General features: G+C 57.8%; 24 protein-coding genes and 1 pseudogene. 8 read left to right on the forward strand and 17 right to left on the reverse strand.

The window, feature by feature from the left end; all coding sequences use genetic code 11:
- Window positions 1–85: 85 nt before the first annotated feature.
- Window positions 86–496 (forward strand): Cu(I)-responsive transcriptional regulator, encoded by a 411-nt coding sequence (gene cueR, locus BFV67_RS04990; protein ID WP_008499310.1) that lies wholly within the window; start codon window positions 86–88, stop codon window positions 494–496.
- On the opposite strand, the pseudogene BFV67_RS04995 reads toward cueR, so the two are convergent.
- The 3 genes and pseudogenes from BFV67_RS04995 to BFV67_RS05005 all read right to left on the reverse strand — a co-directional run bounded on the left by BFV67_RS04995 (window position 493) and on the right by BFV67_RS05005 (window position 2,751).
- Window positions 493–944 (reverse strand): annotated as a pseudogene (locus tag BFV67_RS04995) (NfeD family protein). The gene cueR and the pseudogene BFV67_RS04995 sit on opposite strands and share 4 nt — an antisense overlap.
- Window positions 941–1,855: an SPFH domain-containing protein gene (locus BFV67_RS05000; RefSeq protein ID WP_008499312.1), complete on the reverse strand. Its 915-nt coding sequence runs from the start codon at window positions 1,853–1,855 to the stop codon at window positions 941–943. The pseudogene BFV67_RS04995 and the gene BFV67_RS05000 overlap by 4 nt, the downstream one beginning before the upstream one ends.
- A 44-nt stretch (window positions 1,856–1,899) precedes the next feature.
- The gene (locus BFV67_RS05005; RefSeq protein WP_023326818.1) at window positions 1,900–2,751 is read right to left on the reverse strand and encodes a hypothetical protein; all 852 of its coding nucleotides are present in this window, start codon (window positions 2,749–2,751) and stop codon (window positions 1,900–1,902) included.
- Window positions 2,752–2,894: 143 nt separating this feature from the next.
- On the opposite strand from BFV67_RS05005, the gene fetA reads away from it, so the two are divergent.
- The gene (gene fetA, locus BFV67_RS05010) at window positions 2,895–3,566 is read left to right on the forward strand and encodes an iron efflux ABC transporter ATP-binding subunit FetA (protein ID WP_046091596.1); all 672 of its coding nucleotides are present in this window, start codon (window positions 2,895–2,897) and stop codon (window positions 3,564–3,566) included.
- Window positions 3,559–4,341 (forward strand): iron efflux ABC transporter permease subunit FetB, encoded by a 783-nt coding sequence (gene fetB / locus BFV67_RS05015; RefSeq protein ID WP_023293126.1) that lies wholly within the window; start codon window positions 3,559–3,561, stop codon window positions 4,339–4,341. The genes fetA and fetB overlap by 8 nt, the downstream gene beginning before the upstream one ends.
- A gap of 49 nt (window positions 4,342–4,390) precedes the next feature.
- On the opposite strand, the gene BFV67_RS05020 is transcribed toward fetB, so the two are convergent.
- From BFV67_RS05020 to tesA, 3 genes are read right to left on the reverse strand one after another with little or no spacing between them, the layout of a single operon-like run.
- The gene (locus tag BFV67_RS05020; RefSeq protein ID WP_023293125.1) at window positions 4,391–5,245 is read right to left on the reverse strand and encodes a co-chaperone YbbN; all 855 of its coding nucleotides are present in this window, start codon (window positions 5,243–5,245) and stop codon (window positions 4,391–4,393) included.
- 58 nt (window positions 5,246–5,303) lie between these two features.
- On the reverse strand, window positions 5,304–6,074 hold the full coding sequence (locus BFV67_RS05025; RefSeq protein WP_023343514.1) for an SDR family oxidoreductase: 771 nt from the start codon (window positions 6,072–6,074) through the stop codon (window positions 5,304–5,306).
- Window positions 6,075–6,102: 28 nt separating this feature from the next.
- Complete coding sequence (tesA, locus tag BFV67_RS05030) at window positions 6,103–6,729, reverse strand: multifunctional acyl-CoA thioesterase I/protease I/lysophospholipase L1 (RefSeq protein WP_122008371.1); 627 nt, start codon at window positions 6,727–6,729, stop codon at window positions 6,103–6,105.
- On the opposite strand from tesA, the gene ybbA reads away from it, so the two are divergent.
- The 3 genes from ybbA to BFV67_RS05045 all read left to right on the forward strand — a co-directional run bounded on the left by ybbA (window position 6,697) and on the right by BFV67_RS05045 (window position 11,122).
- Window positions 6,697–7,383 carry a putative ABC transporter ATP-binding protein YbbA gene (gene ybbA / locus BFV67_RS05035; RefSeq protein ID WP_008499319.1) on the forward strand — a complete coding sequence of 229 codons (687 nt, stop codon included), beginning with the start codon at window positions 6,697–6,699 and terminating at the stop codon, window positions 7,381–7,383. The two genes, tesA and ybbA, sit on opposite strands and share 33 nt — an antisense overlap.
- Window positions 7,380–9,794 carry a putative ABC transporter permease subunit YbbP gene (gene ybbP, locus BFV67_RS05040; RefSeq protein WP_069597939.1) on the forward strand — a complete coding sequence of 805 codons (2,415 nt, stop codon included), beginning with the start codon at window positions 7,380–7,382 and terminating at the stop codon, window positions 9,792–9,794. Before ybbA ends, ybbP begins: the two co-directional genes overlap by 4 nt.
- 182 nt (window positions 9,795–9,976) lie before the next feature.
- Window positions 9,977–11,122 carry a porin gene (locus BFV67_RS05045; protein WP_021241614.1) on the forward strand — a complete coding sequence of 382 codons (1,146 nt, stop codon included), beginning with the start codon at window positions 9,977–9,979 and terminating at the stop codon, window positions 11,120–11,122.
- A gap of 87 nt (window positions 11,123–11,209) precedes the next feature.
- Here BFV67_RS05045 and mnmH read toward each other — a convergent pair whose 3' ends face one another.
- From mnmH to ppiB, 6 genes are all read right to left on the reverse strand, one after another.
- A complete protein-coding gene (gene mnmH / locus BFV67_RS05050) occupies window positions 11,210–12,280 on the reverse strand; it encodes a tRNA 2-selenouridine(34) synthase MnmH (RefSeq protein WP_069597940.1) in 1,071 nt (356 codons plus the stop codon).
- 85 nt (window positions 12,281–12,365) lie between these two features.
- Window positions 12,366–13,433, reverse strand: coding sequence for a 5-(carboxyamino)imidazole ribonucleotide synthase (purK, locus tag BFV67_RS05055; RefSeq protein ID WP_008499323.1), 1,068 nt, complete (start codon window positions 13,431–13,433; stop codon window positions 12,366–12,368).
- Window positions 13,430–13,939 carry a 5-(carboxyamino)imidazole ribonucleotide mutase gene (gene purE, locus BFV67_RS05060; RefSeq protein ID WP_021241611.1) on the reverse strand — a complete coding sequence of 170 codons (510 nt, stop codon included), beginning with the start codon at window positions 13,937–13,939 and terminating at the stop codon, window positions 13,430–13,432. The genes purK and purE overlap by 4 nt, the downstream gene beginning before the upstream one ends.
- 171 nt (window positions 13,940–14,110) lie before the next feature.
- Window positions 14,111–14,320 (reverse strand): YdgH/BhsA/McbA-like domain containing protein, encoded by a 210-nt coding sequence (locus tag BFV67_RS05065; RefSeq protein WP_008499325.1) that lies wholly within the window; start codon window positions 14,318–14,320, stop codon window positions 14,111–14,113.
- Window positions 14,321–14,455: 135 nt separating this feature from the next.
- Window positions 14,456–15,178 carry a UDP-2,3-diacylglucosamine diphosphatase gene (lpxH, locus tag BFV67_RS05070; RefSeq protein WP_069598941.1) on the reverse strand — a complete coding sequence of 241 codons (723 nt, stop codon included), beginning with the start codon at window positions 15,176–15,178 and terminating at the stop codon, window positions 14,456–14,458.
- Between the two features lie 3 nt (window positions 15,179–15,181).
- Window positions 15,182–15,676 carry a peptidylprolyl isomerase B gene (gene ppiB / locus BFV67_RS05075; protein WP_008499327.1) on the reverse strand — a complete coding sequence of 165 codons (495 nt, stop codon included), beginning with the start codon at window positions 15,674–15,676 and terminating at the stop codon, window positions 15,182–15,184.
- A gap of 174 nt (window positions 15,677–15,850) precedes the next feature.
- Between ppiB and cysS the strand changes: the two genes are divergently transcribed.
- Window positions 15,851–17,236 carry a cysteine--tRNA ligase gene (gene cysS, locus BFV67_RS05080; RefSeq protein ID WP_023293119.1) on the forward strand — a complete coding sequence of 462 codons (1,386 nt, stop codon included), beginning with the start codon at window positions 15,851–15,853 and terminating at the stop codon, window positions 17,234–17,236.
- Window positions 17,237–17,322: 86 nt separating this feature from the next.
- On the opposite strand, the gene BFV67_RS05085 is transcribed toward cysS, so the two are convergent.
- The 5 genes from BFV67_RS05085 to folD all read right to left on the reverse strand — a co-directional run bounded on the left by BFV67_RS05085 (window position 17,323) and on the right by folD (window position 21,880).
- Window positions 17,323–17,844: a metal-dependent hydrolase gene (locus tag BFV67_RS05085; RefSeq protein WP_023326825.1), complete on the reverse strand. Its 522-nt coding sequence runs from the start codon at window positions 17,842–17,844 to the stop codon at window positions 17,323–17,325.
- Between the two features lie 73 nt (window positions 17,845–17,917).
- Window positions 17,918–18,934 carry a Mal regulon transcriptional regulator MalI gene (malI, locus tag BFV67_RS05090; RefSeq protein ID WP_008499330.1) on the reverse strand — a complete coding sequence of 339 codons (1,017 nt, stop codon included), beginning with the start codon at window positions 18,932–18,934 and terminating at the stop codon, window positions 17,918–17,920.
- A gap of 83 nt (window positions 18,935–19,017) precedes the next feature.
- On the reverse strand, window positions 19,018–20,517 hold the full coding sequence (locus BFV67_RS05095; RefSeq protein WP_008499331.1) for a PTS transporter subunit EIIC: 1,500 nt from the start codon (window positions 20,515–20,517) through the stop codon (window positions 19,018–19,020).
- A 282-nt stretch (window positions 20,518–20,799) separates the two neighbouring features.
- Window positions 20,800–21,012, reverse strand: coding sequence for a ribosome-associated protein YbcJ (gene ybcJ, locus BFV67_RS05100; protein ID WP_004143016.1), 213 nt, complete (start codon window positions 21,010–21,012; stop codon window positions 20,800–20,802).
- Window position 21,013: 1 nt separating this feature from the next.
- Window positions 21,014–21,880 (reverse strand): bifunctional methylenetetrahydrofolate dehydrogenase/methenyltetrahydrofolate cyclohydrolase FolD, encoded by an 867-nt coding sequence (gene folD, locus BFV67_RS05105; protein ID WP_008499332.1) that lies wholly within the window; start codon window positions 21,878–21,880, stop codon window positions 21,014–21,016.
- 309 nt (window positions 21,881–22,189) lie between these two features.
- Here folD and fimA point away from each other — a divergent pair, with 309 nt between their 5' ends.
- Window positions 22,190–22,753, forward strand: coding sequence for a type 1 fimbrial major subunit FimA (fimA, locus tag BFV67_RS05110; protein ID WP_008499333.1), 564 nt, complete (start codon window positions 22,190–22,192; stop codon window positions 22,751–22,753).
- Window positions 22,754–22,769 lie beyond the last annotated feature (16 nt).

A 22,769-nucleotide genomic window follows, 5' to 3' on the forward strand; every position in this document is an offset into this window, starting at 1 on the left:
TGGTCAGTTGTTGACCGGAGTAACGCTTTTCGCTAACTGTTATGAAGGTTAAACCTTCCATCAAGGGGAAGGTCAAGGGGGAAATGTGAATATCAGTGACGTGGCAAAAAAAACCGGCTTAACCAGCAAAGCGATCCGCTTTTATGAAGAGAAGGGGCTGGTAACGCCGCCGCTGCGCAGTGAAAATGGCTACCGCAGCTACACGCAGCTGCATCTCGATGAGCTGACGCTGCTGCGCCAGGCAAGACAGGTCGGGTTTAATCTGGAAGAGTGCGGCGAGCTGGTTAACCTGTTCAACGATCCGAAGCGTCACAGCGCGGACGTGAAAAAACGCACCCTGGAAAAGGTGGCCGAAATTGAACGCCACATCGTCGAGCTACAGTCGATGCGCGAACAGCTGCTGCAGCTCGCGGACTCCTGTCCGGGGGATGACAGCGCCGACTGCCCGATTATTGATAATCTTGCCGGCTGCTGCCACCGCAAAACCCACGCTTAACAGGCTTTTACCCGCAGGGTAATGCCTTCCACCGCAATGACTTCAACCCGCGTGCCGGCGCTGAGGTCATCGTCGGCCACCACCGGCCACGAGCTGTCGCCTACGCGCATATGTCCGCGTCCGTTCACCAGCGCGGTGTCGAGGGTAAAACGCTTGCCGACAATCTGCTGTCCGCGCTGGTTAAGGTGGGCGTCCACCGGTTTCTGCTCGTTAACCCGCCGGTTAAGCCAGCGCCACCACAGCCAGGCGGCCACCAGCGTCAGCGCGGCAAACAGCGCCCCTGCCACGCCCAGTCCAGGGGAAGGATCCAGACCAGAAGACCGGTAATGACGGCGGCCACACCGCTCCAGAGCAGGTAGCCGTTGCCGCCCAGCATTTCCGCCGCCAGCAATAAGCCACCGAGACTTAGCCAGAAGGCATGAGGATGTGCAACGATGAGCTCAATCATTTTTTACGCTCGTTTCCGCTGTCCTTGATCAGTTCGGCGATCCCCGCGATAGAGCCCATCAGGCTGCTGGCATCCAGCGGCATCATCACCACTTTGCTGTTGTTCGCCGAGCCGATCTCTTTCAGCGCGTCGGTATATTTTTGCGCAACGAAGTAGTTCACGGCCTGAATATCACCGGCGGCAATTGCCTCGGACACCATCTGGGTCGCGCGGGCTTCCGCTTCGGCGGAACGTTCACGCGCTTCCGCCTGTAAGAACGCGGACTGACGGTCGCCTTCCGCTTTCAGGATCTGCGACTGTTTTTCCCCTTCCGCTTTGAGGATCTCCGCCTGGCGTACCCCTTCGGCTTCCAGAATGTAGGCGCGCTTGGTTCGCTCAGCTTTCATCTGGGCGTTCATGGAGGCAATCAGCTCCGCCGGCGGGCGCACGTCGCGGATCTCGATGCGGGTGACTTTGATCCCCCACGGGTTGGTGGCCTCATCGACAATGTGCAGCAGGCGGGTGTTAATGCTGTCGCGCTGGGAAAGCATCTCGTCCAGCTCCATCGAGCCGAGTACGGTACGGATGTTGGTCATTGTCAGGTTGACGATCGCCAGCTCCAGGTTGCTGACCTCATAGGCCGCCTTCGGCGCGTCAATCACCTGAATAAAACAGACGGCGTCGATGGTGACGTTGGCGTTATCCTTGGAGATCACTTCCTGGGACGGAATGTCCAGAACCTGCTCCATCATGTTGATCTTGCGGCCTATCCTGTCCATGAACGGGACAATCAGGCTTAAGCCGGGCTGGAGCGTGTTGGTGTAACGGCCGAAACGCTCGACGGTCCACTGATAACCCTGAGGGACAATTTTGACGCCAGCGCCCACGATAACCAGCGCAACGAAAATAAGGACGGGAACAACGATAAGCATAAAAACCTCCTGTTTTGCATGCCGTGATGAGTGAAAGTGTGTATTTATTGCTCGTAAGTATAGGTAAAGTCAGAGATGAAGCCATCACCCGCTTCGGCAATGGCTTTGGATAATCCCTGGTAGTAATGCTCCAGCCCCCGCGCTTCGATACGCTGGATCTGTTCGCGAAGGGGGGCGCAGAACAGAACGGCATTTCCCGCCTCAACGCGTTTGTTATTCGGTGGAAGGTCCCCCGCGATGGCTTTAAACCAGGTTCTGATGCCCTGCTTTAAATTATGCGGCGCTTTTGCCAGGTTATCCATGCCCGTCAGGATCTGCAGAGTAGGGAACTCATCGGCCTGCACGGCGGTTTTCATGCGCGCAAAGAACTGGCTGAACAGCTCGAACGATCCCAGATCGGTGACGCGGGGCTTGGTGGTTTTACCGTTTTTATTGCCGATTTTACCTGCCGCTGATGCCGTGGCCGGAACCGCGTTGACTTTTTCCAGCTCCAGCCCGAATAACAAATTGCAGTGCGCGCGGCGCGCTTTCAGCGGGTAGGACATCAGGACGTCAATGAACTGGGTGGCTTTCACATCCGCAAGATTGTGGTTGATAAGCCACTGGGTGCGCGAAAATTCCGCCGGAGAGACGAACCAGTCCGGCACCTCATTGAAGCGTTTTGATTTGCCTTTACCGTCAAATTCAAGGAAGTGTGTCCCGTTGTCGAAGGCAAAATAGCAATTTTTGAAGCTGCCGATCGTGGTGTTCACGATGAGCGCCTTCTTAACAAAATCGACCACCTCTTCACCCATCACAAAACGCGTGCGTTCCGACGATTTGATGACGTCCATTAATGTTTCGACATCAGGAACACCAGGCTTCAGGGAGGGAAACTCATAAAAAATATGTGCCATGCTGCATACTTCCTGTAGTGATGGTGGTGACAATTTACAAACAAAAAGCTTAACACTTGCTTCAGCGTGAGGCTATTCGCGCTGCGCGGGCGAAAGGATTATGCTACAGACGGTTATGACAAAAAGCGGTCAACGGAAGCGCAATGAACGATAAAAAAAACGTATTACTGCTCAGGGATGTCGGATTTCGAGTCGGGGAAAACACGATCCTGCAGCACGTCGGGTTTCGCCTGTCGCCGGGCGAGTTTAAATTAATCACGGGCCCCTCAGGCTGTGGGAAAAGCACGCTGCTGAAGATTGTGGCGTCACTCCTCAGCCCGACGGAGGGCGCCATTCTGTTTGAAGGCGAAGATATCGCCTCGCTTTCTCCGGAAAGCTATCGCCAGCAGGTCTCGTACTGCGTGCAAACGCCCGTGCTTTTTGGCGATACGGTCTATGACAACCTGATTTTTCCGTGGCAAATCCGCAATAAAACGCCGGAGCCGGAAAAGTTTATCCAGGATCTGGCCCACTTTGGCCTGGCGCAGGAGACGCTGAGCAAATCCATCAACGCGCTGTCGGGCGGAGAAAAGCAGCGGGTCTCGCTGATCCGCAACCTGCAGTTTTTACCGAAGGTGTTGTTGCTGGACGAAATCACCAGCGCGCTCGATGACGTCAACAAGCGCAACGTTAACGAGATTATTCATCGTTACGCCCGGGAGCAGAACATTGCCGTGCTGTGGGTGACGCACGACGCTAACGAAATAACCCATGCGGATGACGTAATCACGCTCCAGCCGCACGGCGGGAAAATGCAGGAGGCAAACCGTGGGTGAGCATAACATTACGAACGAATCGCTGGCCTTTTCGATGGTGCTGGTGCTGATTGCGATTGTGGTCAGCTACCGGGAAAAGCTGGGGCTGGAAAAAGATATCGTGTGGAGTATCTGCCGCGCGGTGATTCAGCTCATCATCGTCGGCTATGTGCTGAAGTATATCTTCAACGTTAACCACGCGGTGCTGACGCTGCTGATGGTGCTGTTTATCTGCTTTAACGCGGCGTGGAATGCGCAAAAGCGCAGTAAATACATTGATAAGGCGTTTGTCTCATCGTTTATTGCGATTACCACCGGAACGGCGCTCACGCTGGCGGTGCTGGTGCTCTCCGGCTCGATTGAGTTTACGCCGATGCAGGTCATCCCTATCTCGGGGATGATCGCGGGGAACGCGATGGTGGCCGTTGGGCTCTGTTATAACAACCTCGGCCAGCGTTTCAGCAGCGAACAGCAGCAGCTGCAGGAGAAACTAAGCCTGGGGGCAACGCCAAAGGTGGCCTCGGCGCGGCTGATTCGCGAGAGCATTCGTTCATCGCTGATTCCAACGGTAGATTCCGCCAAAACGGTGGGGCTGGTGAGCCTGCCGGGCATGATGTCGGGGCTGATTTTTGCCGGTATCGATCCGGTAAAAGCGATTAAGTATCAGATCATGGTGACGTTTATGCTGCTTTCCACGGCAAGCCTGTCCACCATCATTGCCTGCTACCTGACCTATCGGAAGTTCTACAACGCGCGCCACCAGCTGGTGGTGACGCAGTTGAAAAAGACGGGGTAACATCGTCTTTGTAGGCCCGGTAAGGCGAAGCCGCCACCGGGCTTTTTTATCAATACAACAGCGCGTAAAGCTGACGACGATACTTCGACGCCAGCGCGTCGCCGGTGCCCAGCGCGGCCAGGATCTCCTGGAACATCTTGCGCGCCTGACCGTCTGCGGCGGCTAAATCTTTTTGCAGATGGCTGAAGAGCAGCTCAAGCGCCTCTTCGTTACGCCCCACCTGATGCAGCTGCAGCGCAAGCTGGCTTGCCAGCGCGGCATCCGCCGGATTGTCGGCAACCTGCTGCTGCAGCTGTTGAATTTCCGGGGTATCCGCCGCCTGCTTCAGCAGCTCAATCTGTGCAACCAGCCCCTGATAGCGGGTGTCCTGATCCTGCAGCGGAACCGTCTTGAGTACGGCCTCCGCGTCTTCTGAGCGGTGCAGGGCGATCTGCGTCTCCGCCAGCAGCAGGCCAATCTGGCTGTTCTGTTTTGACAGCTGCCACGCCTCTTTCAGCAGCGGCAGCGCCTCGTCGTATTTGCCTTCCTGCATCAGCGCCATGCCTTCCTGCGCTTTCAGCTCTTCTTCGCGCGGCAGCACCTTATCCAGCAGGGCGCGGATAGCCTCTTCCGGCTGCGGCCCCTGGAAGCCATCAACAGGCTGGCCGTTCTGGAACAGATAGACGGTAGGAATGGCGCGCAGACCAAACTGAGACGCGACCATCGGCTCGGCGTCACAGTCCAGCTTCGCGAGAATGAACTGACCGTTGTACTGGGCGGCAAGGCTTTCCAGCACCGGCGTCAGCTGCAGACAGTGTTGGCTACGTTCAGACCAGAAGTAGAACAGGACCGGTTTGGTCATCGACTGTTCAAGAGTCTGTTGCAGGTTAGCTTCTGTGATATTGACGATATTCTGTACGGACATGCGGCTTTCTCTTTTGTCGGTTTGTTCTTTACATGGGGATGCGCGTCGGCGCTTCAACTCAACCGTGTAAAATTTTGTCCATTATCCGGCCCGGCAGCAGGCGTTTTAACCAGCCGACGGCATGGGTGACCAGCGTCACCGGATAGCGCATTTTGGGATGTTCACTCTCAAAAGCATGGCGCACTTTGGCCACCACCGCCTCGGGCCCGAGGGTAAAACGTGCGGCGATGCCGGGGTTCTCGACCGGTTTATCCGCCTGCGTCTGGTTAACGTTTTCGGTAAAGCGGGTGCGGATCGGGCCGGGTTCAATCAGGCTGACCTTAATGCCGCTGTGGCGTAGCTCCATGCGCAGGGCGTCGGACCAGGCCTCCAGCGCATATTTACTGGCGGCGTAGGCGCCGCGGCCCGGGGTGGAAATCAGCCCCATCACCGACGACGTCATCACGATGCGCCCTTCACCGTGCGGCAGCATCGCGGGGAGCAGACGCATGGTGAGCTGATGTACGCCGAAAAAGTTGGTCGAAAACTGCTTCTCCAGCGTTTCGCGGGAGAGGGTATCCAGCGGGCCATACACGCCGTAACCGGCATTATTAAACAGGCCGTAAAGACGATTACCGGTCAGGGCGATCACCTCATCGGCGGCGTGGTCAACGCTCTCCGGCGAGTCCATATCCAGCAGCACGCCGGTAAAGCCCAGCCCGTTCATGCGTTCGACATCGTCGGGTTTGCGACAGGCCGCCAGAACCCGAAACCCCTGGCGCTTCAATTCGAGCGCGCTTTCCAGACCGATTCCACTGGAACATCCTGTAATTAAGACCGATTTTTGCATAACTTTACCTGTCAGGATCTCCGCTTAATCAGGAGTCATGTTTAACTAAAGGAGCCAGCCGCGTTGCCATCCAGTCGGCAATAAACGGCTGCGCATCGCGATTGGGGTGGATCCCGTCGTCTTGCATCCACTGGGGTTTGAGATAGACCTCTTCCATGAAAAATGGCAGCAGCGGAATATCAAACTCTTTGGCAAGCTTGGGGTAGATCGCGCTAAAGGCCTCATTATACCGACGACCGTAGTTGGCGGGCAGGCGAATTTGCATCAGCAGCGGCTGGGCGTTTGCCGCCTTGATCTCCTGCAAAATGGTGCGCAGCGTATCCTCCGTTTGCTGTGGCTGGAAACCGCGCAGGCCATCATTACCGCCGAGCTCAACCAGCACCCAGCGCGGCTGATGCTGTTTGAGCAGCGCAGGCAGGCGCGATAAACCTTGCTGTGAGGTATCGCCGCTGATGCTGGCGTTGATTACCGGCGTTTTGCTCTGCCATTTGTCATTGAGCAGAGCGGGCCAGGCCGCGCCAGCCGCCATGCGATAGCCTGCGCTCAGGCTGTCGCCGAGAACCAGTAACGTGTCCGCTGCCGCCGCGCGGAAGGTCATCAGAATCAAAAACAGGAAGGGCAAATGCCAGCGGAAAACAGTGTTGAAGTTCATCATCTTAAGAAGTCCGTCGGTCAGGGGGAACACGAGCTTTCCATCCTTACTGGAGTTGAACTCGTTGTCAAACGCGCTGAAACCATCGCGCTGATTGGCGAATCCGGTTCCGGTAAGTCCACGCTGCTGGCGATTTTAGCCGGTCTGGACGACGGCAGCAGCGGCGAGGTCCACCTTGTCGGGCAGCCGCTGCATCAGCTTGATGAAGAGGCGCGGGCCGCGCTGCGCGCGCGTCACGTTGGTTTTGTCTTTCAGTCCTTTATGCTGATCCCAACCCTGAACGCCCTGGAAAACGTCGAGCTCCCGGCGCTGTTGCGCGGTGAAAACAGCCGTGAAAGCCGCGCGCATGCGAAGGCGCTGCTGGAACAGCTCGGTCTGGGGAAACGTCTCGACCATCTTCCCGCCCAGCTTTCCGGCGGTGAGCAGCAGCGCGTGGCGCTGGCCCGCGCGTTTAACGGCCGCCCTGAGGTGCTGTTTGCCGATGAGCCTACCGGCAACCTTGACCGTAAAACCGGCGACAGGATTGCCGACCTGCTGTTTTCGCTCAACCGCGAGCACGGCACTACGCTTATCCTCGTGACCCACGATCCGCAGCTCGCGGCGCGCTGCGATCGTCGCCTGCGGCTGGTGAACGGTGTTCTGCAGGAGGAAGCATGATTACCCGCTGGTTCTGGCGCGAGTGGCGCTCGCCCTCGCTGCTGATTGTCTGGCTGGCGCTCAGCCTGGCGGTGGCCTGCGTGCTGGCGCTCGGCAGCGTCAGCGACCGCATGGAAAAAGGGCTCAGCCAGCAGAGCCGGGAGTTTATGGCGGGGGACAGGGCGCTGGAAAGCTCCCGCCCCGTGCCGCCGGGCTGGATTGAAGCAGCGCGCAAAGAAGGGCTGAAGGTGGGAGAGCAGCTCACCTTCCAGACCATGACCTTCGCGGGCGACATGCCGCAGCTGGCGAGCGTCAAGGCCGTCGATGATATCTACCCGATGTACGGTAACTTACAGACCAGTCCGCCGGGGTTAAAGCCGACGCCCGGTACGGTGCTGCTGGCATCGCGTCTGATGGCGCTGCTGAACCTCAAACCCGGCGACAGTATCGACGTCGGCGACGCCACGCTGAAAATCGCCGGGGAAGTGGTGCAGGAGCCCGACGGCGGATTTAACCCGTTCCAGCTTGCGCCGCGTCTGCTGATGAACACCGCGGATGTCGCGGCCACCCATGCGGTACAGCCGGGCAGCCGCGTCACCTGGCGCTATAAGTTTGGCGGCACGCCCGCCCAGCTTGCCGCGTATGAAAAATGGCTTCTGCCGCAGCTCAAACCGGAACACCGCTGGTACGGGCTGGAGCAGGACGAGGGGGCGCTCGGTAAATCTCTGGAGCGCTCTCAGCAGTTCCTGCTGCTGTCGGCCCTGTTGACCCTGCTGCTGGCGGTGGCGGCGGTGGCCGTGGCGATGGGGCACTACTGCCGCAGCCGCTACGACCTGGTGGCGATCCTCAAAACCCTCGGGGCGGGCCGGGCGCAGCTGCGCAAGCTGATTGTCGGCCAGTGGCTGATGCTGCTGGTCCTGTCGGCGCTGACCGGCGGAATAATGGGGCTGCTGTTTGAAAAACTGCTGATGGTGATGCTGAAACCGGTGCTCCCGGCCGCCTTGCCGCCGGCCAGCCTCTGGCCGTGGCTGTGGGCGATGGGCGCGATGACGGTGATCTCGGTGCTGGTGGGGCTCCGGCCCTACCGCCTGCTGCTCGCCACGCAGCCGCTGCGCGTGCTTCGCAACGATGTGGTGGCGAACGTCTGGCCGCTGAAGTTATACCTTCCGGTGATTATTGCGGTGGCGGTGGGGCTGCTGGCGTGGCTGATGGGGGGCAGCACGCTGCTGTGGGCGGTGCTGGCCGGGGCGGTTGTGCTGGCGCTGCTGTGCGGCGTGCTGGGCTGGATACTGCTCAACCTCCTGAAAAGGGTGACGGTAAAATCCCTGCCCGTGCGCCTGGCGGTCAACCGTCTGCTGCACCAGCCCTGGTCTACGCTCAGCCAGCTGTCGGCGTTCTCGCTGTCGTTTATGCTGCTGGCGCTGCTGCTGGTGCTGCGCGGCGATCTGCTCGACCGCTGGCAGCAGCAGCTTCCGCCGGAAAGCCCGAACTATTTCCTGATCAATATCGCCCCTGAGCAGGTTACGCCGCTGAAGGGCTTCCTGTCGGAGCATCACATCATCCCCGAGTCGTTCTATCCCATCGTTCGCGCGCGTCTGACGCAGATCAACGGCCAGCCAACGGAGGGGAATAAGGACGAGTCGCTTAACCGCGAGCTGAATCTGACATGGCAGGATAAACGCCCTGATCACAACCCGATAACCTCCGGCACCTGGCCGCCAAAAGCGGGGGAGGTGTCGATGGAGGAGGGGCTGGCGACGCGCCTGAACGTGAAGCTGGGAGACAGCGTGACCTTCACCGGCGATACCCAGGATTTCACCGCGAAAGTTACCAGCCTGCGTAAAGTGGACTGGGAAAGCCTGCGGCCCAACTTCTTCTTTATCTTCCCGCCGGGGGCGCTGGACGGGCAGCCGCAGAGCTGGCTGACCAGCTTCCGCTGGGAAAACGGCAACGGCATGCTGACCCAGCTCAACCGGGAGTTTCCGACGGTCAGCCTGCTGGATATCGGCGCGATCCTCAAACAGGTGGGGCAGGTGCTGGAGCAGGTGAGCCGCGCGCTGGAGGTCATGGTGGTGCTGGTGACGATCTGCGGCGTGCTGTTGCTGCTGGCCCAGGTTCAGGTGGGCATGCGCCAGCGCCATCAGGAACTGGTGGTTTACCGCACGCTGGGGGCCGGTAAGCGGCTGCTGCGAATGACGCTCTGGAGCGAGTTTGCGCTGCTGGGGCTGGTGGCTGGTCTGGTGGCGGCCATTGGCGCAGAGACGGCGCTGGCGGTGCTGCAGACAAAGGTCTTCGACTTCCCGTGGGAGCCTGACTGGCGTCTTTGGTTGACTCTGCCTCTGTGCGGCGCGGGGCTGCTTTCCCTCTGCGGAGGCTGGCTCGGCACGCGGCTGCTAAAGGGCAAAGCCCTGTTCCGTCAGTTTGCGAGTTGATTTAGCGTGGTGATAATTACGCGCCGGTTTTTATGCCGGTGCGTAGTGTTTAAATAGCACAAAGTGATAATACCCACTCATTTAGTAGCACAAAACATTAAAAACCCGTCCACACAGCCCGATTATTTCCAGTTAATATTCACCCGCTAAATATTTAGCAGCGTGTCTATTAAGGAAAAATAATGACTATAAAAAAATCAGCGCTGGCGGCAACGATTGGCGCGGCAGTGGCATTAACGACCTTCGCTTCTCAGGCGGAAATCACCGTTCTTAAGCAGGATCCTCAGGCGGGTAACCCGCTGAGCCGCCTGAACTTCACCGTTGGCGGCAGTATTCGTCCTCAGTTCCAGAACATGACCGGCGACGACGGTAAAAACAGCTACAAGCGTAACGGCTTTGACGGCGGCACCCGCTTCCGTTTCGCAGCAGATTACTACCTGTTTGATGACATCAGCTGGATCAGCTACTACGAGCTGGGTGTGAATATTCCTGCGCAGTTTAACTGGGATCACCACTACGCCGAAGGCGCACACGACACCACGCGTCGTATGCTCTATACCGGTCTGAAGAGCGACACCTGGGGTACGCTGACCTTCGGTCAACAGAACAGCGTTTACTATGATGTGGTAGGTGCGAAAACCGATATCTGGGACTACGACATGATCGGTCAGGCACCGGGTAACGGGATCAACGGCGACTACGACGGCTCTTACCGTTCACGCCAGATGCTGAAATATAAGAAAACCGTGGGCGATGCGGACATTTACGCATCCTACCTGTTTGAAGACAGCGAATACCTGCCGGGCAACGGCCTGCGCTACAAGCGCAAAGGCGGCGGCTCGCTGGGTATCGATTACCACCTGACCACCGATCTGACCTGGGGCGCCGCGTGGAACTACACCCGCGCCGACATGCGTAACCCGGACAACGGCGACAGCAAAACCTACGACCAGAATATCCTCGGTACCGCGCTGAGCTGGACCCCGGACAACTGGACCTTCTCCGCAGGCGGCGGCTGGTACCAGAACTTCCTGACCACCAAAAAAGTGTCTGTTAACGACTACTTTGCGGGCGACGCGTGGGGTATTGAGTACTTCGCAGGGTACAAGTTCCCAGTCGGTCAGTACGCGGTGAAATCCATCCAGCCTTACTTCATGGGTGACCGCATTGAGTACGTGAACGGCCGTAACTACCAGCGCATCGACAACGGCGTGGGGATCAGCTTCCAGCTGGATTACGGTTTCCGCGTGGATTACGAACACGTGTTCACCTCCAGCACCGACAACCTGGGCGACATGAACCTGGTGCGTCTGCGTTACGACTTCTAAGCCGTCTGTTCCCCGGTGGCGCTGCGCTTACCGGGGCTACAACAGTACGCGTAGGCCGGGTAAGGCGTAGCCGCCACCCGGCTTTTTTCAGCGATCAAGCCACTCAGCAATTTCTTCGTACGTCCCGCGATACACAATCTTTTCCGCCTTTTTCTCCAGCTGATAGCCGTACATCGGGTCGTAATAGTCGTTCAGGAGCGGTACAAGCCAGCTGAAGTGCGCGTCAGTGCGGCCAGAGCGTTGCTGTTCCAGCAGCGCGGAGTCTAACAGCGCGGTAAATTCCGCAAAGCGCTGCAGCCCAAGACGGCGGCGTATGGCGAACAGGCCGTGATGCAGATACTCGCTGTATTCTTTCCAGCCCGCTTCCTCGCCGTAGGCGGCAGAAAAATCCGCCCACATATGGTCGAAATACTCTTCGCGCAGGCGTTCAAGACGGATCTCAAACGGATCCTCTACCACCACGATAGGGGCTTCAACCATGCGGTCGCGCAGGCAGGCCGGCAGGTGGTTAGAGCCAATCATCCGGCCTTCATCTTCCAGCACCCAGCGCGCGGCGTCTTTTTTCAATAGCTCAACCGCAAGGTGATTTTCAAAGCTGGCCTGAGAAAGCTGCGGCGTGAGCGTGCGGCCAAATGACGAGCCGCGATGGTGCGCCAGCCCTTCCAGATCGATACCCTGCGCGTGCTGCTTCACCAGCAGGGTTTTACCGTTCCCGGTACAGCCGCCGATAAGCACCATCGGCTTTTGCGACTGCTCGATGGTCACCTGAATCGCCGTCTGGCGCAGGGCCTTATAGCCACCGCGGATCAGCGGATAGTCGATACCCGCCTCTTTCAGCCAGGCCTGCGAGATATGCGAGCGCTGGCCGCCGCGCGCGCAGCAGAGAAAGCCCTCAGGATGGGCAAGGCAGGCTTCGCGCCAGGCGTTGATGCGGGCGTCACGCGTGTCGCCGCTCACCAGGCGATGGCCGAGCGCCAGCGCGGCGTCCGGTCCCTGACGTTTATAACAGGTGCCGACGGCGGCGCGCTCGTCATCGTTCATTAAAGGCAGGTTGACTGCCGCTGGCATCGCGCCCTGGGCAAATTCGATCGGCGCGCGAACGTCGATTAAAGGGGTATCGGACGCGAGGATCGCGCGATAGTCCGTTCCATCGTTCATGGTTATTCCAGAAGAAAGCTAAGCAGCAATGGGCGGGAATTGTACGCCGGGGAAAGAGGAGGTCAACTCCCCGGCGGAGGGAGAACTATTTAAGCTTAGATTGTGCCCAGACAATACCGCTCGCGTATTCCGGCGGCAGGAGCGGGATCATGGCTTCCAGCGTGGCGCTCAGACGGCCCGTGTCGCTGTCGTTCAGGTTCAGATGGCCGACTTTACGACCCTCGCGGACCTCTTTGTCATACCAGTGCAAATGCACCAGCGGCAGCTTCAGCCAGTCGTAGTTCAGATCGGTGCCGATCAGGTTGATCATCACCGACGGGCTGTTCACCACCGGCTGCGGCAGCGGCAGGTCGGTAATGGCGCGCAGGTGCAGCTCGAACTGGCTGATGGAGGCGCCGTTTTGCGTCCAGTGGCCGCTGTTGTGCACGCGCGGCGCAAGTTCATTGATCAGCAGACCGGACGGGGTGATAAAGCACTCCATCGCCATGACGCCGACATAACCGAGTTCGTGCATGATGGCAGAGAGCATCTCTTCCGCCTGCGCCTGCTGGTCGGCATTGGCGTGCGGGAAGGCGACGCTGGTGCGCAGAATGCCGTCCTGATGCAGGTTATGCGTCAGCGGATAAAACACCGTGCGGCCGTCATGCCCGCGCGCGCCAACCAGCGAGACTTCACCGCTGAAGTTAATGCCCTGCTCAACGATGCACTCGCCGTAGCAGTCATTCGGCAGCTCGGCGGTGTCGCCTGCGCGCAGGCGCCACTGGCCGCGGCCGTCGTAGCCACCCACGCGGCGCTTCACGATCGCCAGCTCGCCCAGCATGGCGAAGACGTCGTTCCACTCGCTTTTATCGGACAGGAGCTGCCACGGTGCGGTCGCGAGGCCGAGCTTGTCGAACAGCTGCTTTTGCGTCAGGCGGTCGGCAACGATCGGAAACACGTCGCGGTTAACGAAGGCGTTATGACGCGCCAGCTCGCGGGTCAGTGCGGTCTCCGGCCAGCGTTCAATCTCGGCGGTGATCACGCTCTGGTGGAATGGGACGGCTTCCGGCTCGGCGTCCAGTCCGACGGGCCAGACGGCAATACCCAGCGGCTCACCGGCCTGACGCAGCATGCGGCCTAACTGGCCGTTACCAAGGACGCAAACCTGCTTCATGCCGCACCCCGCGGGTCCGGGTTGTCCAGCACTTCGTCGGTCTGGGCTTTACGCCACGCCGCCAGACGCTCATGTAAGTCTTTATCGTGCGTCGCCAGGATCTGCGCGGCCAGCAGGGCGGCGTTTGCGGCACCCGCTTTGCCAATCGCCAGCGTGCCGACAGGAATACCGCGCGGCATCTGAACGATGGAGTAGAGGCTATCCACACCGCTTAACGCGGCGCTCTGTACCGGAACGCCCAGAACCGGCACCAGGGTTTTGGCGGCAATCATGCCCGGCAGATGTGCTGCGCCGCCCGCACCGGCGATGATCACCTCATAACCGTTCTCTTCGGCGCTTTCGGCGAAGCTGAACAGTTTGTCCGGCGTACGGTGTGCAGAGACCACTTCAACGTGGTGCGGAACATTCAGGATGTCAAAGATTTCGGCGGCGAACTGCATGGTAGCCCAGTCGCTTTTGGACCCCATCACGATGGCGACACGCGCCGGATTATTGCGGGAAGACATGCGTCTTAAAACTCCTGTGGTGCGAAACACACTGCTTTCGAGGGCACAGAGAATAGCATGTTATACGGGCAAGGAAAACGGTTGCGCGGTTAAATCTTGAGCCGTTGTTGCCATCAGTTCATAACAAAACAGACCGCATTCTGGCGGTCTGTTTTCGTCGAGGGGCAATCATTATTTCGTCAGTTCTGCGGTCATATACACGCGATTATCGACCTTCGCGCTGGTGATTTTATAAGACGCACCCTGTTCAGCAGCCTGTGCAGCGATTTTCGCTTCTGCGCGGTCAAGGGTAGAGGCGGTTGCGCTCACGCTCTGCGCGAAAGAACCGAAAGAAACCAGGGAGAGAGCCGCAACTGCAACGAAAGTTTTGATGGATTTCATGGTCGTAATCCTTAAGTGTTTTGTCTGGGATAGGGCGTGTTGCCCTGATTTGATAAATAATAGGCCGACCACGGGCGGATTAAAATCGAAACAATTTGCCGATATTGTTCAAAAAAATAGAATGATGTGGAGGGGTTAAAACGGAAACGCGATCAGCTCCACGCCCTCAGGCGAGACTTTGACCATGGAACCTTCGGTGTGCCAGGCACCCAATACCACGCGGTGTGCGGGCTGGCCGTTGGCGATGAGGGAATGCACGTCAGGACGATGGGTATGACCGTGGATCAGCCACTGAACCTCATGCTTTTCCATTACCCTCACGACCGCCTGCGGATTGACGTCCATGATGGTCATGGATTTGCTGCTGTTGGCGGCTTTACTGCCTGCGCGCATTCTGGCGGCGATGCGGTTGCGGATAAACAGCGGCAGGGCAAGGAACACCTTCTGGATCCACGGGGTGTGGACTTTGGCGCGAAACGCCAGGTAGCCGGTATCGTCGGTGCAGAGCGTGTCGCCGTGCATGATCAGCACCTTGCGGCCGTAGAGATCGAGCACCTGTTCTTCCGGCAGCAGCGTCATGCCGCTTTCACGGGCGTAGCGCTTGCCGATCAGGAAATCACGGTTGCCGTGAATGAAGCAGCAGGGGACGCCGGAATCGACCAGCGCGTGAATGGCGGCGGCCATTTCACGGTGCAGCGGGTTAGGATCGTCGTCGCCAATCCAGGCTTCAAAGAGGTCGCCCAGGATGTACAGCGCATCAGCGCTTTTCGCTTCACCGCGTAAAAAACGCAGAAAACCGGCGGTTATCGCCGGTTCTTCTGTTTGCAGATGAAGATCCGCAATAAAGAGTGTCGCCACCAATTACTCGCTGACGGTCACGCTGGTAATCACAACGTCTTCTTTTGGAACGTCCTGGTGCATACCGCTGCGGCCAGTAGAGACGGCTTTGATCTTGTCAACCACGTCCATACCTTCAACCACTTCTGCGAATACGCAGTAGCCCCAACCCTGCAGGCTTTCGCCGGAGAAGTTCAGGAAGTCGTTGTCCGCCACGTTAATGAAGAACTGTGCAGTAGCGGAGTGAGGTGCCTGAGTACGTGCCATCGCCAGCGTGCCGCGGGTGTTTTTCAGGCCGTTGTTCGCTTCGTTCTTGATCGGCTCTTTAGTGGCTTTCTGGTTCATGCCAGGTTCGAAACCGCCGCCCTGGATCATGAAACCGTTGATCACGCGGTGGAAAATTGTGTTGTTGTAGAAACCTTCGCGGCAGTAGTCCAGGAAGTTTTTAACTGTTTCAGGCGCTTTGTCATCAAAGGTTTTGATTACGATATCGCCATGATTAGTGTGGAAAGTAACCATTTTTGCATCCTGTTCCGTTATTGTGGTACGTCGACCCGCCTTCGGGTCATCTATAGGGGCTTGTTATAGCATAACCACAGGATGCGATCACCTTGCATTGTGTGCTGCTTCGGGTTTGAATTACGGGTAGAATAGCCGGTTTTCAACCACACACGTGTTTACATGGAATCTTCGATGTTAAAAATCTTTAATACAATGACGCGCCAAAAAGAGGAATTTAAACCTATCCATGCCGGGGAAGTCGGCATGTACGTGTGTGGTATTACGGTTTACGATCTCTGTCACATTGGCCATGGCCGTACCTTTGTCGCCTTCGACGTGGTGTCACGCTACCTGCGTTTTCTCGGGTACAAGCTGAAATACGTGCGCAACATCACCGACATCGACGATAAGATCATCAAGCGCGCGAATGAAAACGGCGAAAGCTTTGTCGCGCTGGTGGATCGCATGATCGCTGAGATGCACAAAGACTTCGACGCCCTGAATATTCTGCGTCCGGACAGCGAGCCGCGCGCGACCCACCATATTCACGAAATCATCGACATCACCGAGAAGCTGATCGCCCGCGGACATGCGTACGTTGCCGACAACGGCGACGTGATGTTCTCCGTGCCGACGGACCCAACCTACGGTGCGCTTTCCCGTCAGGATCTGGACCAGCTCCAGGCCGGTGCCCGCGTTGACGTGGTTGACGTGAAGCGTAACCCGATGGACTTCGTGCTGTGGAAGATGTCCAAAGAGGGTGAACCAAGCTGGCCATCCCCGTGGGGCGACGGCCGTCCGGGCTGGCACATTGAATGTTCCGCGATGAACTGCAAGCAGCTGGGCAAGCACTTCGACATTCACGGCGGCGGTTCAGACCTGATGTTCCCGCACCACGAAAACGAAATCGCGCAGTCCACCTGCGCCCACGGCGGCGAGTACGTGAACTACTGGATGCACTCCGGGATGGTAATGGTTGACCGCGAGAAGATGTCGAAATCGCTGGGTAACTTCTTTACCGTGCGCGACGTGCTGAAGTATTACGACGCGGAAACCGTGCGCTACTTCCTTATGTCTGGCCACTATCGCAGCCAGCTGAACTACAGCGAAGAGAACCTGAAGCAGGCGCGCTCGGCGCTGGAGCGTCTTTACACCGCGCTGCGCGGAACCGACAAGTCTGTTCCGGCGGCAGGCGGCGAAGCGTTCGAAGCGCGCTTCGTTGAGGTGATGAACGACGACTTCAACACCCCGGAAGCCTACTCCGTGCTGTTCGACATGGCGCGCGAAGTGAACCGCCTGAAGTCCGAGGATATGGCGGCCGCGAATGCGCTGGCGTCACATCTGCGTAAGCTCTCTGCCGTGCTCGGCCTGCTGGAGCAGGAGCCGGACGCGTTCCTGCAGAGCGGTGCGCAGGCGGACGACGGTGAAGTGGCGGAAATTGAAGCGTTGATCAAAGCGCGTCTGGAAGCGCGTCAGGCGAAGGACTGGGCGGCGGCCGATGCGGCGCGTAACCGTCTGACCGAGATGGGCATCATTCTGGAAGACGGCCCGCAGGGAACGACCTGGCGCCGTAAGTAAGTCTGTAACGCCCGGTGACGCTTACGCTTACCGGGCCTACGGGCAAAAGTTGGCCGGGTAAGGCGCAGCCGCCACCCGGCTTTTTTTTACCTTCTTTTCCACCACAACATTCCCATCAGCACCACCCCCGGCAGCCACACCCACAGCAGTTCTGAAATAATCACCTGATGCCCGTACGGCGTGGTATAGCGTGAGAGCGCAAACGGCGCGACCTTAATCACCTGCCACGGCGCAAAGAAGCGTTCATCCGACCACGGCCACAGCCAGCCGACGCCTTTCCCGCCTGTGGTAATCGAATCCAGCAGGCTGTGCGACAGCAGTGACACGGTTAAAAACAGCCAGCACCGCGTCAGGCTGGCCCGGAACCATCGTCGTCCAGTCAGTACGCAAAGTATCGGCACCACGAAGGCAAACAGCAGGGAGTGGGTAAAGCCGCGATGGCCGAAAACGTTGCCGTACGCGACGCCGAACTTGAACGCCAGCACGTCGGCGTCCGGCAGCATGGCGAGAACAATCCCGGCAAACAGCAGGCGGGGTGGGATAACTTTTGTCCCCAGGCCTAAGCCCAGGCAAAGCGGAACAGCAGCGTGTGTAATGACGGTAGGCATTGTGATTATCCATGGCAAATCATGGAAATATAGCAGTCATTCCGCGCTAAAAGACCTGTGCTAAATTCTGATTTTACGCCGACTCGCGTGCGATAAGCTGTCCGGAAAGCGTAATACGCTGGGTTTGCAGCGTCGGCTCCTTCAGCGTGCGAATAATCAGCCCGGCCGCCTGACGCCCCGTCTCTTCGCTGGCGGACGAGACGTAGGTAAACGAGGGTGAGGTGAGGTTCACGTGGAGCATATCTTCGAAACCGACCAGGGCGACCTGCTGCGTCAGAAACACATCTTTACCCACCGTGCGCCCGACCTGATGAATACCGGAGATGGAGCCGATCATGGCATCCGGCGAGTGGCAGAGCAGGGCGGTGATGGTATTGTTTTTTTCCAGCAGCTGGCGGGTGGCAAAACCCGCTGCCAGCGTGTCATCGCTGCAGGCCGGTGAGTATTCATCGCGCCAGACCAGTCCGTTTTGCGCCATCGCGCTGCGAAAGCCGAGCAGGCGCTGCTCGCGGATAAGGCAGCCTTCCCGTCCGCCTATGTAGGCGATATTACGATGACCGCGCTCGATAAGATAACGCACCGCCAGACTGGCCGCCTGTCGGTTATCGCGCATCACCAGATTGCATTTTTCATCCAGCAGCGACTGCGAGACCACCACCAGCGGCAGCGGGCAGTGGCGAATCTTTTCCGGCAGGGTAGAGGTGCGGGTATCCGAGGCCAGATAGATCACCCCGGCGACGCCCTGCTGCTTAAACGACAGCAGGCAGCGCTCAAGCTGGTCATGGTCGTTCTGGGGCTGACCGAGAAATACCATATATCCCTGTTTTTCAAGATCCTGAACAATGCTCGCCATCACCTTGATGGAGAAGCTGTCGCTAAAGTCGCGAAGGATCAGGCCAATCAGATTAGAGGTATTGGCGCGAAGGTTGGCAGCGGCAACGTTATGAACATAGCCCAGGGTATTGATGGCAGCGTTGACCTTCTCGATCGTTGCCTCTGAGATTTTCCCTTTCTGGCGCAGCACCAGCGAGACGGTGGAAACCGACACGCCCGCGTGCTTCGCGACATCAATAATGCTGACTTTCTTCAAAACCGCTCCCTGAAATTTACCGATTATCAGCCAGATAAAACACGCCTCCCAGCGTACAGGAGACGTGTCGTTCAGGCATCTTATTATTTGCCGATCATGGTGGACATGGTCTGGGCGATAAACTGTGCTCTGGCACCGAAAATCACCTGAATGCCGTTGTCGCCGACAAACACCACGCCGCGCGCGCCGAGTCCGTTAAGACCGTCTTTATCTACCGCGTCGCTTTTTGCCACTTCCAGACGCAGGCGGGTGATACAGGCGCCGACGGAGTCAATGTTATGCGCGCCGCCCAGCAGGGTGATGATCTCGGTCGCGAGTTCAGAATCCGATTTTTCATCCGCGTTGGCGGTTACTTCGGTGCGGCCCGGCGTTTTCACGTCGAAACGACGGATCACAAAGCGGAACGTGAAGTAATAAATCAGGCCCATTGGAATGCCGATGATAATGGCGCTCAGGAAGTGGGTCTGGTAGCCGTTAAACGACGGCAGGATCCCGAATGACAGATAGTCGATAAAGCCTGCAGAGAACGACTTGGCGATATGCGCATGCAGCAGGTACATGGTCATGTAGGCCAGACCCGCCATGATGGCGTTAAAGACGTACAGAATCGGCGCCACGAAGATAAAGGTAAACTCAACCGGTTCGGTGATCCCCGTCAGGAAGCAGGTCAGCGCCGCGGAGAACAGAATACCGGCCGCGATTTTCTTATTCTTCGTATGGGCTTCGTGATACATCGCCAGGCACGCCGCAGGCAGCGCGAACAGCATCAGCGGGAATTCACCCTGCATGAACTTACCGGCGTTCTGGTAGGTGTCGCTGCTGAAGGATTTCACCCCTTCTTCCAGCATCTTGAACCAGATGGTCTGGTCGCCGTGGATCACCTGGCCTGCCTGGGTGGTGTAATCCCCAAACGAATACCAGAACGACGGATACCAGATATGGTGCAGACCGAGCGGGATCAGCGCGCGCTCCACCAGACCGAAGATAAAGGTCGAGGCCGCCTGGTTGTCGCCGTTAACGACCACGGAGAGGGCGTCGATACCGGCCTGGATATGCTGCCACACGTACGGCAGCAGCAGCCCCATCAGGAACGAGAGGAACGCCGTTGCAATCGCCACGAAGCGCTTGCCGGAGAAGAAGCCCAGGAATTCCGGAAGCTGCATGGTGTGGAAGCGGTTATAGCACCAGGCCGCGAGAATACCGCAGATCAGGCCGCCGAAGACGCCCATCTGCAGCGTCGGAATGCCCACCACCATGGCGTATTTCCCGCCCTGAGAGGCCATTTCCGGCGTGATGCTCAGCACGGTGCTGATGGTGATATTGGTGACAAACACCGACACCGCCGCGGACAGCGCCGCAATGCCGGATTCTGACGCCAGGCCCACGGCAGAGCCAATGGCAAACAGCATCGGCAGGTTATCAAAGATAACCCCGCCCGCGTTCATCATCAGCGGCAGATGGAACTTATCGCCGAAGGCCAGCAGCAGGCCCGCAGCGGGAAGCAGTGAAATTGGCAGCATTAAGGCGCGACCAATCATCGATAACTTAGACAGCGATTTAACAAACCCTGATATCAGACTCATGCTGATTTCCCCCGAGTAGCGCTTTTTTGGCGCTGTTATTGTAAGTAGAACGTTTTAGTAGAACGTTCTACTTATCGTGGGCAAAGCGTGAAAAACGCGCAACTGAATTTTCACTTTTCAACAGACGAAATACTGATTATTTGAAGTGGATCGATAAATAACCGTGATGGGTGTGAGGGGATAGAGATAGAAATTGCCGGGTGGCGGCTTCGCCTTACCCGGCCTACAAACGGAGACAGTACGTAGGCCCGGTAAGCGCAGCGCCACCGGGCATCAAACGGCTTACGCCGTCACGGTCACGCTCTGGCCTTCAAAGCTCACGGTCTGGCCCGCGACAATCTTGCAGCGCTTGCGGGTTTCCACCGCACCGTCCACTTTGACAAGCCCGTCGGCAATGGCAATTTTCGCCTGCGCGCCGCTTTCGCTCCAGCCTTCCAGCTTGAGCAGATCGCACAGCTCAACGTGCGGGTGTTTGCCTAATGAAAATGTGGCCATCTTACGCGTCCTCTACGTCGTGATATTCTTCGCATGCCTGCAGGGTATTCTGAATCAGCGTTGCGACGGTCATCGGGCCTACGCCGCCCGGTACGGGGGTAATGTAAGAGGCGCGCGCGGCGGCATCTTCATACACCACGTCGCCGACCACTTTGCCGTTTTCCAGACGGTTAATCCCGACGTCCACGACAATTGCGCCCTCTTTAATCCACTCGCCCGGAATAAAGCCCGGCTTACCGACCGCGACGATCAGCAGATCGGCGTTCTCAACGTGGTGGCGCAGGTTTTTGGTGAAGCGGTGGGTTACGGTGGTGGTGCAGCCGGCCAGCAGCAGCTCCATGCTCATCGGGCGGCCCACGATGTTGGACGCGCCGATGACCACGGCGTTCAGGCCGTAAGTATCGATGTTATAACGCTCCAGCAGCGTCACGATACCGCGCGGCGTGCACGGACGCAGGCGCGGCGCGCGCTGGCACAGGCGGCCAACGTTGTACGGATGGAAACCGTCCACGTCTTTATCCGGTGCAATACGCTCCAGCACCTTCACGTTGTCGATACCGGCGGGCAGCGGCAGCTGAACCAGAATACCGTCGATCTCTTTATCGGCGTTCAGAGTGTCAATAAGTTCCAGCAGTTCTGCTTCGCTGGTGGTTTCCGGCAAATCGTAAGAGCGGGAGACGAACCCCACCTCTTCACACGCTTTGCGCTTGCTGCCGACATAAATCTGCGATGCCGGGTTACTGCCAACCAGCACAACGGCCAGCCCGGGGGCGCGTTTTCCGGCCGCTTTACGCGCCTTCACTTTTTCCGCGACCTCAGAGCGCACCTGCTGCGCAATCGTTTTACCGTCAATAATCTTTGCTGCCATCAGAGAGAAGATTCCGTCTGTAACGTTCGAAAGGGGGGATGCGTGTATTTTGTCAGAAGCGAGCCCCGCTGTCAGTCACCCTTTGCGCGTTTTTATCCGCAAGACGCAAAAACCCTTCTTAAGGGATGGTCAATTTCTTAGGCGGGATTAGGATGTGACCTGGTAAAATGGCAGCGTTTTGACATATTTAAAAATCACCTCCTGAGCTACTTTGTCTCCTCCGAAATAAGCTTTCAATTACTCAATTGAACGTATTTCTTATTCCCGATTTTTCGCGGGAAGGGTTATTTACATTTTAAAGGAATAGACATGAAACTCAGCAACATTGCTTCTACTGTTATTGCAACTTTGGCCCTGGTTGCGGGTGCCGCAAATGCAGCGGATCCTGCTGCGCCGGTTTCCGTAAATGGCGGTACCGTACATTTTAAAGGTGAGCTGGTTAATGCGGCTTGTTCAGTAAATACTGATTCTTCCGAGCAGACCGTTAATCTGGGTCAGTATCGTACCGCGAAATTCACCAAAGTGGGCGACACCACCTCTAATATTCCGTTCAACATTGAACTGAACGATTGCGATCCGCTGGTGGCCAAAACTGCCGCTGTTGCGTTCACCGGTCAGATCGACCCAACCGACAAAACCCTGCTGGCCGTCACCTCCGGCAGCAACGACAACACCGCGAAAGGCGTGGGTATTGAGATCCTCGACAGCAAATCCAGCGTTCTGACCCCAGACGGTGCGACCTTCTCTGCTGCGCAGACGCTGATCGAAGGGACGAACACCCTGAAGTTCACCGCGCGTTATAAATCCACGGCTGCGACTACCGAGCCAGGCCAGGCGAACGCTGACGCCACCTTCGTAATGAAATACGAATAATTCCTCCGCACAGGGA

The organism is Enterobacter roggenkampii (assembly GCF_001729805.1).
GTDB lineage: Bacteria > Pseudomonadota > Gammaproteobacteria > Enterobacterales > Enterobacteriaceae > Enterobacter > Enterobacter roggenkampii.